Raw genomic sequence first — 13,044 nt, 5'->3', positions numbered from 1 at the left:
GCGGATGCCCTCATCTGTTAGCAGGAGGAATGATGGATCTCGAAGACGACTCAACCGTCCGGAGGCTGCTGACCAGCACCCGCCGGCTCCAACAGGATCTGGTCCTGGCCAAGGAGGAGGCTCGCGCGTTCACGGTCCGGGGAACCGCCGGCGGCGGACTGGTGGAGGTCACCATCAACGGCAGGGGGACGGTCGAAAGCCTGGCGATCTCACCCGTGGCGGCCGACCCGGCCAACGTCCAAGGACTGGCCGACCTGGTCGTCGCCGCGTTCCGTGACGCCCGGCAGGGATTGACGGACCGCTACGAGACGAGGCTTCTGCCGGTACTGGAGTCGATCCGCGACGAACTGCGGGACTCCTCGCACTGACAGGACGACCGCCGCCACCAGAGCCGACGAGACCCGACGGCGGGGCCGACGGCGGCCGTCATACGACGTGCCTCAGGTCTCCGCCGAGGGTCAGCTCGCAGAAACGGGAGGCCTCCTCTCCCGTGGCCAGGAGTCGCGGGTCGGGCTGGATCAGCCGGGCCCGCGGGTCGAGGTCGATGGACACCACCGTGGCGCGAGCGCTTCGGGGAGCCTGGGTGATCCGTGCCGTATCCGGTTCCAGCCAGCGGACCTCACCGGCCACGTTCACGGCCCACAGGTGTTCACCGGGGGCCACACCGATCACGAGGGACCGGGCCCCCGGACCGGCGTCCAGCAGGGTGCGTTCCAGCCGTCGCACTTCGTCGGTCACCGTTCCCCGCCACTCGCGTTTGGCGAGTGCGATCCGGTCGCGGTACCGGAGCGGCCCGGCCTGCACCGGTACCGTCGCGCTCCGCCCCGCCGTCCCCGACGCCCCCTCAGCAGCCGCCTGCTCCTGCGCCTGGACACCGGCCAGCTCCTGGGCATCCGCAGGCTCCTGACCACCGGCCTGCCGTCGGTACGTTCCGGCCAGGCTCTCGGCCTGGTCGGCCAGGAGCAGCACGTTCTCGCGTCCGTACGCGCTTCCCGTTCCGCTCGCGTACGCCCGGGCGCGTACCGCCAGCGCGCCGAGAGCGTCGGCGCGCCGTGCGGGGTCGTGTGCGTCGGTCCGTCGGTACTCGCTCAGCATCCGGTCGAGGTCGGCCAGCCGGGAGAGGGACCGCAGGCCCGTGGCGGCCGGGTCGGTGGTGTGTGCCCGGAACTGCTCCGGGTCCAGGAGGTCGGGCGCCTCCACCGTGCCGCTCGTGCTGTCCGTACCGTGCTGCTGGGTGCTGGATGCCTGGGCTGCCGGTGAACCGGCCGGGAGGTGGCCCCGGCCCAGCCCGGCCAGGTGGTCGGCGACGGCTCGCTGCTTCTCCACGCTGCCGGCCCGGGCGAACGTCGCCTCCCGGGAACGCAGCAGGTGCCCGTAGGCCTGGTGCACCCGCCAGGCGGAGACGCTCTCCCTGCCCTTCGCGTTCAGGCCGGAGTTCACCGAGCGGACGAAGAAGTCGTCCACGTCGGCCGCGCGCTCCCCGCCGTACATCGAGTCCGCCACGGCGTGGGCGCGGTGCTCTACCGGCTGCCGCAGAAGGTCCTCGCCCAGTCCGTCGTACGCGCGTTGCAGGCGCAGCCCGAAGTAGCCGTCCTGGTCGCTTCCGGCCGGCAGCAGGTTCTCGACCGTCTGCCGCAGGTGTTCCCGATCGGCCCCCGACAGGCTCTGCCACGCGCTCCGCGCCACCAGTCGGTCCGCGTCCTGGCGGAGCGATTTGAGCCACTCGTCCATCTTCGGCTCGGCCAGTGCCTTCAGCATGTCCTCCACGAGCGCGACGGCGCGCGGGGCGTGCTTCGGCGGCAGCGTGTCCTGGCCCGTCACCGTCATCGTGTCCCGGCGTTCCTGCATGTCGGCCGCGAGCTTCTTCAGCGCCACCGCGTCGAGGTCCTGGCCCAGTTCCTCGATCTCCCGCCGGATCTCCGCGCCCACGCGCTCGATGTGCTCGTGAGCCCATTTCTGGACGGCGTTGGGGAACTTCTCCGACCGGAGCGCGTGGATCTTGTGGTTCACGGTCGAGCTGGGGCTGGTGAGTTCGTCCCGGGCCTTGTCCGCGTAGAGCGCGGCCAAGGACTTCGGGTGCGCCGGAGCGCCCTCGGATCTCAACTGGTCGATCCATCCCTTGGCGGGACGGTTGGCGAACCGGTCGACCATGCCCATGGCCAGGTCACGACGGGTCGAGATCGCTTCCCTCAGTGCCCGCGACGTCGCCTCGTCGGACGCGGCGCCGGCTCCCTTGGCGATCTTCAGCTCAAGATGGGACGCCAGCTCCTTCCGCTCCGCCCTGAAGACCGCCGAGAGACCGCGCAGCTCGTCCAGGCTGCCGACCTGGCCCAGTCGCCCGATCTCGTTCTCGATGTGGTTCTTGATGAGCAGATGCACGGCGTTCAGGTAGAGGCCGTCGGCGCCGACGGGGACCACGGCCCTGATCTTCCGCTCGGCCTGCGACAGGTCCCAGTCGTTGATCTCACTGCGCGCCAGACTCTGGTACGCCCTCGCCGTGTGCAGGGCCTCGTGCCCCGGCTCCGTCACCGCCTGCCGGTGGCGCACCTTCGCCAGGGTCACCACGCTCTCGTCGCGGGAGTGCGTGTGGTTCTCCTGGCTGACGAACTCCCACCCCTCGGGACCGAACCACATCAGGTTCGCGACCTCGAAGAGCTTCCCCTCCTCCAGGGAGCCGTAGTACTCCCCCGCACCGAACCAGTCCGTCGGCTGCCGCTCGCGCCGGAATCCCACCGGATGCGGCATGTGGGAGTCCGGCGACTGGTAGTGCCACACCGTCATCCGCTCGGGGCCCGTTTCCGCCGCGGTGACCGCATACGCGCAGCCGTTCATCGTCGGCGTCACCACCAGCCGCGGGGCGGTCCCGACCGGCACCCGCTCCACGTCGACGTGTCCCACGCTCGTCGTGAACTCGGCGGCGCTGCGCGTCAGGTACGGCACGAACGCCGCGTTCACGTAGCCGTTCTCCGCCCGTACCGCGGGCAGGGTCGCCTCCGGCGGAATCCCGAACCGCTCGGCGCCGTAGCGCTGTACGTACCACTCCGCCGCCGGGGTGAGCGCGAACACCGGCTTGCCCGAGGTCTCCGTGCCGGTCCTCACCAGCACGAACCGGTGCTCGGGGAGGTGGCCGGCCTGGCCCGGCATCAGGTCGAGCGCCTGGGTGAGCCCGGTGCGTGTCCGCGCGTCGAGTCCGGGCGCGTGCTTCTCCAGCCCCTTGAGCATGTCCATCGATACGACGCTCGACTGCAGGAAGTTCGTCGGGCCGGTCGTCAGCAGCGCTTCCGGAGACCCGCCCGTCGTCATGGCGGAGACGCCCGCGTGGTCCCCGGTGTGCGAGAGGGCCGCGGCCTTCCCGCTGCCGGCGAACGCGCCGGCCCGGCCGCCGTCCACCGCGAGCCGCTTCGCCAGTGCCTCGGCCGCAGGCGCGCCGCTCCGGTGCAGTTCCTGGCCGATGCTCGCCAGATCCCGCAGGCGTTCGGCCGACCGCAGGCCGGGAATCGGCGGATCGGCGATCTGCTGCATGCCGAACGCCTCACGGACCACGTCCGTCGGCAGACCGCGCAGCGCCGGTTCGTCGGCGTACGCCTCCACCACCGCGGCGGCGAAAGCGTCCTCGCCGCCGCCTCGTACGTCCTCGTGCCGGACGGCGCCGCTGCTCGATCCTTCCAGGAACTCCGGCCGGTCGGCCTCCTTGCCCTTGCCCCCGTCCGCCCGGGTCTGCGTGGGCTGCGTGGGCTGCGTGGGCTGGGCCTGCTGGGTGTCGACGTGGCTGGTCGGGGGCGTCTGTCCGCGCATGTTCCGGGCGACGAGTGCGGCCCGGGTCTTCAGGTCCAGGGAAGCGAACCCGGAGCCGTGCTCCTCGACGAGTTCCCCGTGCGCGTACGCCACGTGCGCGTCGTCGGCCTCGAACGTGGTTGCCAGCTCCCGGACCTCATGGGTCAGGGCCTTCTGGTCCAGCACGTGCGCGGCGACGGCGTCGGCCTTCTGCTCGCCCGTCAGCCGCTCGAACTCTCCGGGGGACTGCCGGGTCAGCTGCTGGTGGACCTGGTGGATGTACCGGCTGTCGAGGTAGTCGCCCGTGCGCTCCAGCACGAGGTGGGTCACCTTGCTGGTCAGCGCGAGTTCCGGACGTACCAGCGCATCGCCGACCAGCGCGGCCTGAACCGCCGCCGGCAGGTCCGCGACGGCGGGACGCTCCTGGAGCAGCTCCTGCCTGGCGTGGTCGATCTGGGCGCCGGTGAAGGCGAATTCCGAGGTCCGTCGCACCAGCCGGTGGACCTCGTCGCGTGCGTCGAGGGTGCCGGCGGTGTCCTGCCGGGATTCCCGGACCGCGTCGTGGTTCTCCTGCCGGGTGCCGGCCCTCGTCTCCGGTTCACGGACGTGCACGGCGCCGACCGACGTGTGGTCGGCAGCGCCCGGGAAGGCTGTCGTCTCCCGCTCAGCGATGACCAGTTGCTGTGTCTGATGCTCGGCCCCGTGCGGCTCGTGCTCCTGGGCGCCCTGGGGCCGGCCCTCCTGCTGCTCGTGCTGCTGGGCATGGGCCTGGGAATGGCCCTCGTGCTGCTCGTGCTGCTGGCTCTGGATCTGGCCCTCCTGCTGCGGGGTGGGGTCGGCCGGGGTGGCGGGGTCCGTGACCGGAGCGGTGTCCGTCGTGCCGTGGACGTCGTCGTCCGGGGCGGCGGGGCGGGAGGGGGCGACAGGCTGGTCGGGGGAGCCGGGCGAGTGCTCCCCCGGCGTCGTCGGTGGTTCGGCGCGCCAGTCCTTGAAGGCGGGGTACACCGCGTCGGGGAAGTCGGCGAAGTACTCGGCGTTCTGCAGGTCGTCGACCCGGGTCCGGAAACCGTCCTCGTGGTGGGACTCGTGCGCGAGCCAGGCCTCGGTCCGGTGCCCCTCGGGGGCGAAGAGTTCGTCGTGCCTGACGACGCGCTGTGTACGGAAGTCGTCGCCCAGCCTGTGCATCGTGTCCTCGTGGAGCGGTGTGTGCCCGACGAGGTCGCTCCCGTGTCCCACGATCTCGTGGAACTGGTGCGCGGACTCGCCCGTCAGCGCCTGGAGATCGCCCTCGTACCGGATGCGGTCCGGCAGGGTCGAGCGCACCTGGTCGCGGACGTCGTTCCACTCCTTCGCGGGCAGCTCCTCGCGCCGGCTGTCGTACTTCTGGAAGAAGTGCTGCTTGGCGTTGGTACGCACCACGTCCAGGTACTCGGCGACGACGCGGTGCTGCCCGTCCTCGCCGAACTTCTTCAGGTAGTCCTTCCCGAGGTCCGACAGCTGGGAGTGCGCGTACTCGGTCTCCTCGGACAACTTGGAACGGACGAACAGTTCCCTGTCGATGAGGCGGGGCGCGAGCTTGTCCGCCGTCATCCCGGTCATCTCCCGCCACAGGTTGCGGGGGCCACTGCCGTCGCCGTCCCTGAAGACGATGTCGTGCAGACCCCGCACGACGCGCCGGAACTCCAGACGCACCTGGTGGACCGCGTCGTCGGGCAGGTGGTTGCCCAGGGTCATCGAGTGCAGGGTGTCCTCGAACGACTCCTCCGTCGCTTCCCTGATGTCGTGCTCCCGGTCCGACTGGCCGCCGAAGTCCTCCAGCAGGTCCTTTCCGAGCGCGTCGATCCGGGCGCCGGTTCCCGGCGGGAGTCCGCCGGTGCTGTCCGCGTCGTGGAGGTACCCGTCGAAGATCTGGATGAGCTCCTCGCGCTTCGCGATGTAGTACTGCTCCAGCGGGTTGAAGTCGTGGGTCTTGTCACGGAAGTGGTCGACGGGGACCTCGTCGTCCGCGCCGGTGCCGACGGAGCCGGGCCGTTTCCCTGACGCGTCGGCCGGGTGGCCGTAGACCTTGGAGTCGTCCTTCACGTACGTCTGGAGGCCCTTGTCCCAGACGTACTTCGCCGGTGGCTCGAACGCCGGGAGTTCGTCGAAGTCGCCGCGCACGTCGCGGAACCGTTCGACCTGCTGCTTGAAATGGCTCGCGAACCTGTCCAGTTGCTCGGTGCGGATCAGGTACTTGTGCACAGCCGCCTTGGCGTCGGCGACGATGTGCTCGTGGGCCTCGCCGGAGACGAACCCCTTCCTCTCGATCTCCGCGCGGAACGAGTGGGTGATGTCGTTGCGCCACTGCCATCGGGCGTTGTCCGCCCCGAAACCGTCCTTCGGGACCGTCCTGCCGTCCAGGGCGTCGTGGCGGCGGAAGGTCTCGTACCCCTCCTGCCATGCCTGGTCGAGGCTTTCCCGATGGTGGTCGAGACGGCTTTCGGCCTCCACGAGCGGGCGGTTGTGGTCGGTCTGCCGCTGCTTGAAGGAGTCCCACTGCTCGGCCCTGGTGGGCCCGTCGGAGTCGGCGTGGACCGACTGCGCCGAGTGGTGGCCCGGTGTCTCCGCCCCGGCGCCCGCGCCCGACGCGTCGTCGCGGGCCGGGGTGGAGTGCGGGTGCTCGGCGGCCCGGCCGGCGTCGTGCCCGGCGTGGGCGCCCTCGTGGCCCGCGTGAGTGCCCTCGCGCCCGGCGTGGGCGTGGTCGGCGGCCGTGGCCGTGCGTGCCGGGCCGCCGGTCGCTTCGCTGCCGGCTGAGGTACGGCCGGAGGTGCCGCCGGACGCGCGGCCGGAGGTGCTGCCGGAGCCGATGTCGTGCGGCCGGGTCGCGGGCGTCCCGGATGCGGAGGCCGCATGGGCGCCGTCGCCCGTACGCCCGGGTCCGTCCGGGCTCGGGGACGCCGCCGAGGTCTCCCAGCGTGTGTCCTCGGCGCCCGCCCCGGCCGTTCCCTCCGGTCCGGACTCCGGCTTCGTGGCGGGCCGGTGGGCACCGGCGGCGGGCCGGACGTTCTGCGGTACGTCCCGTACGGCTCCGGGGACCTCCGGGGAGTCGGTGGTGCGCGCCGGGGTTCCCGGGCCGGGAGTGGGTTCGGGCGGGGTGCTCGTCGGTCCCGCGTCCTGGCGTGCGCCCCCGCCGTGGGCGGCCGGGGTGCCCTGGGGCGCCGCGGTCGCAGTCTCGGTGCCGGGGCGCGCGGGTACGCCGCCCGCCTTCGGAACCTCTCCGGACCCGGCGGTGGCGCCCGTACCGTTGAGGCCCCCGCCTTCGCCGCCGGTCCCGTGGGAGGCGGGCGTGGTCGCGGCCGGGTGGTCGCCGGAAGCGACGGTGGTACGGGGCGGGGAGTCGAGGAAGGCGTTCGGCCTACCGGACACCGGGGCCGTGTCCTTGCCGGCGACCGGGGCCGTGGTGCCCTTGTCGGCCACCGGGGCCGTGGTGCCCTTGACGGTGTTCGGGGCCCCGGACGACGGATCGGTGCCGCCCCTGACGGTGGTGTTCGGGGTTTCCGACGCCGCGTCACCGCCCCTGACCACGGCCGGAGGCCGGGCGCCGTCGCCTCCGGTGGTGGTGGTCGTCGCCTGGCGGACGGGCGGGTTCGGTCCGCCGGACTCGGTGACGGTGGTCGTGGCGGCGGTCGAGCCGGACGTACGGCCGGGCCCGCCGGCCCCCGGGTGGAGGCCGGCGGGCAGGGGCGCGGTCGTGCCCTTGATGCCGGTGTCCGACCGCGGCACGTCGGTCACCGGGCCCTTGGCTCCGGAGGCCGGCAGCGGCGCGTGGTCCGTCCGGACGACGGAGTTCAGGTCGGCGGAGGTGAAGTCGCCCGCCTTCGGGATCAGGGTGTCCACAACCGACGGCACGTGCAGTCCCCCGACGTCGGCGGAGGCCGTGGACGGGACGGTGACGTGGGGCGACACGTTCGGCACCGCCTCGCCGGATGCCGCGGGCGAGACCTTCGGGACCTTGACGTTCGGGCCTTCCGGCATGAAGTGCTCGCCCGCGTGCATGCCGAAGCCCGCCCAGACGGCCAGACCGACGTTGAGGCCCTCGCCCGACCAGTCGATCCTGGGCGGCTCGCCGACGATGTCGGCGGCGAGGGTCTGGGAGTAGAGGTCGGTGCCGAGGGTGACGGCCACGTTCATGATCGCCTCGGTGAGGAACGCGGCGGCGTTGCCGAGTCCCTCGGCCGCGAACCCGATGTACTTCGCTCCCGTCGCGAGCTTGGTCACCAGCTGGCCCACCGCGGAGGCGAGCTCCTCCATGACGCCGGCCAGGCCGAGCGTCAGGCCGCCGAGGACGAGGCCGAAGATCGCGGCGAGGGCGTCGATCAGGTGCTGCTTGTTGATCTGCTCGATCGTCTTCTGCAGCTCGTCCGCGTAGCTGTTGACCGCGTCGCCGATCTGCTCGGCCACCCACGCGGCCTGGAAGATCTCGTTCCAGATGTTGTGCTCGCCCGTACCGGCGCCGTTCCAGACCACCTGCGCCGCCTGCCCGGCCTTGCCGGTCCATCCCCCGGCCATCGCGTACACACTGCCGTGCATCGTGTCCAGGTACCCGTAGAGGTTCCGGCTGTTCTCGAGCCACTGGTTCCCGAGGTCGCGGATGTGCGAGACGTCGTATTCGGCCATGGGTGTGTCCTCACGGGCGGGCGGCCCCGGGCGGGGGCCGCCCACCGGTCATCTGGTGGGAGGGGGTGGCGGGCGCGTCCGGCGCCCGCGGGACGGGGGTCGTCCGCGGGCACCGGGGCCCCTACTCGGCGTCGGCGGTGTCGTGGACGGTCTGCACGAGGAGCGAGCCGGTGCGGCGGGAGACGAGGATGCCGCGGCCGGGTGGCAGCCGTCTGGCGCGCTGGTCGGCCAGTACCGCTCCCTCCCGGGGATCGCCGGACAGCAGCAGTCCGCCGGAGCCGAGTTCGCGGATACGGCCCGCCACCGGGTCCGCCGTCGAGCGGCTCATCCCGCCGTTGCGCCGGGCGAGCACCACGTGGAGGCCGAGGTCTGCGGCCTGGGTGAGGTAGTCCCCGATCGCCGTCAGCGGGCCGCGCCCCCCGGCGCCGCCGGCCACCAGGTCGTAGTCGTCCACGACGAGGTAGAACTCGGGCCCGGACCACCAGTTGCGTTCCCTCAGCTCGCGCGGCGTGATGCCGGCGGGCGGCATCCGTTCGCGGAGCTTCTCCACGACCTGCTCCAGGTAGGCGGCGGCCGACTCGGGGTCCGCGGCCGTCGCTCCGACGTACTCCTCGGGCACCGCGCCCAGCAGCCCGCGCCGGTAGTCGACGACGACGAAGCGCAGGTCCCAGGCCGAACGGCGCCTGGTCATGGCGCGCATCCAGGAGCGCAGGAAGGTGGTCTTGCCCGATCCGGAGTCGCCGTGGACCAGGAAATGCGGTCCGTCCGCCTCCAGGTCGAGCGTCGCGGGGAGCAGGTCGGACTCCCTGATGCCGATGGGCGTGGCGCTCGCGGTCAGCGCGTCCGGGCCGCCGGGGAGAGCCCGGCACGCCTGCTCCAGCTCCTCGGGGGTGACCTGTTCGGCGAGTACGCGCAGCGGGGGCGCGCCGGCGCCCTTCCAGCCGGCGACCAGCTCCTCGACCACGGCACTCTGGGCCTTGGTGAGGTTGTCGGTGGTCGCCGAGCCGTCCAGTCTGGGCAGCGCCGCGTGGAACACGTGGCCGGGCGGCAGCAGGCCACGGCCGGGCAGGAAGGCCCGCAGCTGCTTCGCCATCGGCCGGGAGATCTCCGACTCGGCGGGTTCGGCCAGGCGCAGCTCCAGCCGGCCGGTGACGGTGTCGCGGAGGTTGGCCCGTACCTCGGCCCAGCGGTTGGCGGTGAGCACCAGGTGGACGCCCACGTTGAGGCCGCGTACCGCGATCTCGGGCACCACCGCCTCGGCCTCCTCCACCGCGGAGCGCAGGGCGGCCCAGTTGTCGACGACGAGGACGACGTCGGCGGCGTTCACCCCGGCGGGCAGGGCCTTCTCCTCCCGCAGCCGCCGGAAGTCGGCCGCCGAGTCGATGCGCAGCTCCTGGAAGAGCCGCTCACGGTCGTCGACGAGCTGCCGGACCACGGCCAGCGCGCGCCGGGTGCGTACCTCGTCGTGCCGGGTGGTGATGCCGGAGACGTGGGGCGCGTGCTCCAGGCCGACGAGGCTGCCGCCGCCGAAGTCGATCCCGAGGAACTGGAGTTCGTCGGGGGTGTGGGTGAGCATCGCGCTCAGCATGGCGGTGCGCAGGAACGTGCTCTTGCCGGACTGCGGCGCGCCCACCACGATCAGATGGCCCTGCCGGCCGGTGAGGTCGAGCAGGGCGGCGCTCTGCTGCTGGAGGCTCGGCAGGTCCACCACGCCGACGGGGAAGCTCAGGCCGCCCCCTCGGGGCCACAGGGTGGAGTGGAAGCCGCGTTCGTCGTCGGTCCCGACCGGGCCGAGCATCGAGTCGAGTTCGATGTCCGTGGGCAGCGGCGGCAGCCACACCTGGTGCACGGGGGTGCCGTGGGCGCTGATCCGTTCCACGGCCACCTGCATCTCGGTGCGCCGGCCGGGCAGCGGGCGGGCGGGTGTCACGGACGGCTCGCTCTCCTCGGCCGCCTCCGAGGCGGCCTCCGCGGCCGTGCGCAGACCGAACGGCACCGGTACGGGCGGCGGTCCGGACACCGGCTCGCGTTCGTCCTCCTCCTGGTGGGCGCCGGAGATGTGGGCGACGCGGAAGCGTTCGTACACGGACTCGTCGACCTTGAGGTAGGCGGAGCCGGGGATGGCGGGGAGCCGGTAGGCGTCGGGCGTGCCGATCACCGCCCTGCTCTCCTGGGCGCTGAAGGTGCGCAGGCAGATCCGGTACGAGAGGTGGGACTCCAGACCGCGCAGGCGCCCCTCGTCCAGCCGCTGGGTGGCCAGCAGCAGGTGCATGCCGAGGCTCCTTCCCACCCGGCCTATCTGCACGAACAGCTCGATGAAGTCGGGCCGCTGGGCGAGGAGTTCGCCGAACTCGTCGACGACGATCATGAGGTACGGCATGGGCGGGAGGGGCCGGCCGTCCTCGTCCGTGCCGCCGTTCTCCCGCAGGATCTGGTACTCGCGGACCGAGTCGGCGTTGCCCGCGGCACGCAGCAGCCGCTGGCGGCGCTGCTGTTCGCCCTGCAGGGCGGTACGGACCCGGTCCACCATCGCCAGGTCGTCGGCGAGATTGGTGATGAGGCCTGCGACGTGCGGGAGTTCGGTCACTCCGGCGAAGGTGGCGCCGCCCTTGAAGTCGACGAGGACGAAGCAGAGGTGTTCCGGTGCGTGGGTCATGGTCAGGCCGGTCACCAGGGTGCGCAGCAGTTCGCTCTTGCCCGATCCGGTCGCGCCGACGACCAGACCGTGCGGGCCGATGCCGCCGAGCGCCGACTCCTTCAGGTCGAGCGTCAGGGGGGCGCCGTCGCCGGTGAAGCCGATCGGCAGCCGGAGCAGCGCCTCGTCGTCGGGCTCCCGCCACAGTCCGGTGGGGTCGAAGGTGCCGAGGTCGGCGACGCCGAGCATCTCGGAGAGTGCGACCGTGCGGGCGAGGACCTGCTCCTGCTCGCCGGAGAGCCTCAGCGGCGCGAGCGCCCTGGCGACCTGTTCGCCGAGTTCCCTCGGGCACCGGTCGGCCGTCGCGTCCTCGGCCGCGTGCACCAGGGCGGGGTGCCGGGTCTCCAGTACGAGGCCGCCGGAGGCGTCCACCCGGGCGCGGGCGTCGACCCGGCCGGGTTCCTCGCTCTCCCGGGTGACCAGGCACACGACGTGCAGTCCGCTGTCGGGCCCGGCCTCGGCCAGCAGATCGGCCACCAGCGGGAGTCGTGCCCACTCCGCTCCGGGCCGGAACCCGTCGAGGACCACCACCAGACGGCGCGTCGCCCGGGTCCAACGACGCGGGCCCAGGGAAGTGCCGCGTTCCGCGCGTTCCTCGCGTGCGCGGTCCACGTGCGCCTGGAGCAGGTCGGCGAGGCCTGCCATGCTCGCGGCCACCATGGGGGCCAGCTCCTCCCCGCCCGGCCGTCGGACGTGGGGCAGCCATTTCACCCAGGACCAGGTGTGGTCCTCGCCGGGGGTGAGTGCCGCGATCCTGACGTCGTCGGGGGCGTGCAGGACGGCCAGCTGTGCGAGGAGCGATCCGGCGAGTTCGGCGGTGCGTTCCGGCGGGCCGAGCAGGCTCAGGACGCCGGTGTTCGCCAGGTCCACCCAGGCGGGCTGGAGGCTGACCGACTCGAAGTCGTGGGCGAGCTTCCGCGCGCGGCGGTGCGCCTCGGGGTCGTGCTCCGTCGTGGGGTCGCCGTGTCCGGCCGGCACGATGTGCAGGGCCGGCGCGCCACGGCCGATGCCCAGCCGGAGCTTCATGAAGTCCGCGTCCGAGGGCCGGCGTTCCCACACCCGGCGGGGGCCGGTGGTGGCGATGGCCCACAAGCGGTGCGGGCCGGGATGCGTGAAGGCGCCGGCCGCGCGCTGCGCGGCGGCCGATGCGCGGGCCTGGCGGCGGATGTCGGCGAGGTATTCGAGGTAGCGGTCACGTTGGCGGTGCTGGGTGCGCCGGTTCGCGTTCCGGGTCTGGGTCCTCACCAGAAAGGTGACCCCGACGGAGACGACCACGAAGCCGACGCCGAGCATCATCAGCCACGGCCGCCCGAAGGTGAACATGTAGGCGGCCATGCTGATGCTGCTGAGCAGCGGCAGCAGCATGTAGAGGAGGCTCTGGGCCTGGTTCGGCGCGGCCTTCTGCGGCGGGGCGGCCAGCGCGACGCGGGTCTCCGGCACGGACGGCGGGAATGTCCTGGCCGGGCGGTGGAAATCTGTCCTGGTCATTTAGTTCGGGTAGTCCTGAGTGATGGGGAAATCGGGTCCGGTGTGGTCGGACGGCTGACCGCCGTCACTGCTGGTGTCGGCCAGTCCGCTGGAGAATTTGAGAAAGGCCGATTCCAATTCCTTTTCCAGGTGGCTGTACGCGATTCCCGTTCCGAGAATTCCGCCGGCCATGGCGGGGAGCACTCCCGTGTCACCGTCCTTTTCGCCGAACATCTGCTTCATCACGCTGTTCCAGCGGTCGTTGAACGCCTGGGCCTCGTCGGCGCTTTTGGAGACCCATCCCAGTTTCAGGTCGGCGGCCGTGTCGCTGATCCTCTTGATCGAATCGCCGACCTGGCCGGCGAGGGCCAGCAGCCTGTCGCTGTCCGAGGCGAGCGCCTGCGGGTCGATCCGTATCGGGCTGATGTCGTAGTCGGCGTTGTCCGGCATGG

4 protein-coding genes are annotated in these 13,044 nt (G+C 72.2%); 1 reads left to right on the top strand and 3 read right to left on the bottom strand.

Annotated elements, in window-relative coordinates; translation table 11 throughout:
* The first annotated feature begins 32 nt into the window (after positions 1-32).
* Positions 33-368: a YbaB/EbfC family nucleoid-associated protein gene (locus ACWCWD_RS02255; protein WP_450769548.1), complete on the top strand. Its 336-nt coding sequence runs from the start codon at positions 33-35 to the stop codon at positions 366-368.
* Positions 369-426: 58 nt separating this feature from the next.
* On the opposite strand, the gene ACWCWD_RS02250 is transcribed toward ACWCWD_RS02255, so the two are convergent.
* From ACWCWD_RS02250 to ACWCWD_RS02240, 3 genes are all read right to left on the bottom strand, one after another.
* Positions 427-8,430, bottom strand: a complete 8,004-nt coding sequence (locus ACWCWD_RS02250) for a WXG100-like domain-containing protein (protein WP_450769547.1) — start codon at positions 8,428-8,430, stop codon at positions 427-429.
* 121 nt (positions 8,431-8,551) lie between these two features.
* A complete protein-coding gene (gene eccCa, locus ACWCWD_RS02245) occupies positions 8,552-12,613 on the bottom strand; it encodes a type VII secretion protein EccCa (RefSeq protein WP_450769545.1) in 4,062 nt (1,353 codons plus the stop codon).
* On the bottom strand, positions 12,614-13,042 hold the full coding sequence (locus ACWCWD_RS02240; RefSeq protein WP_450769543.1) for a WXG100 family type VII secretion target: 429 nt from the start codon (positions 13,040-13,042) through the stop codon (positions 12,614-12,616).
* Positions 13,043-13,044: the final 2 nt, after the last annotated feature.

The sequence above is a fragment of the Streptomyces sp. NPDC001493 genome (assembly GCF_053597235.1).
Note: the sequence above shows the minus strand (reverse complement) of the source record. Positions and strands in the feature narration are given on the sequence as shown.

What these genes read in the sequence shown, in the direction of transcription:
- ACWCWD_RS02255 (WP_450769548.1), top strand. Translation starts at nt 33, where the DNA reads ATGGATCTCGAAGACGACTCAACCGTCCGGAGGCTGCTGACCAGCACC.
- ACWCWD_RS02250 (WP_450769547.1), bottom strand. Translation starts at nt 8,430, where the DNA reads ATGGCCGAATACGACGTCTCGCACATCCGCGACCTCGGGAACCAGTGG.
- eccCa (WP_450769545.1), bottom strand. Translation starts at nt 12,613, where the DNA reads ATGACCAGGACAGATTTCCACCGCCCGGCCAGGACATTCCCGCCGTCC.
- ACWCWD_RS02240 (WP_450769543.1), bottom strand. Translation starts at nt 13,042, where the DNA reads ATGCCGGACAACGCCGACTACGACATCAGCCCGATACGGATCGACCCG.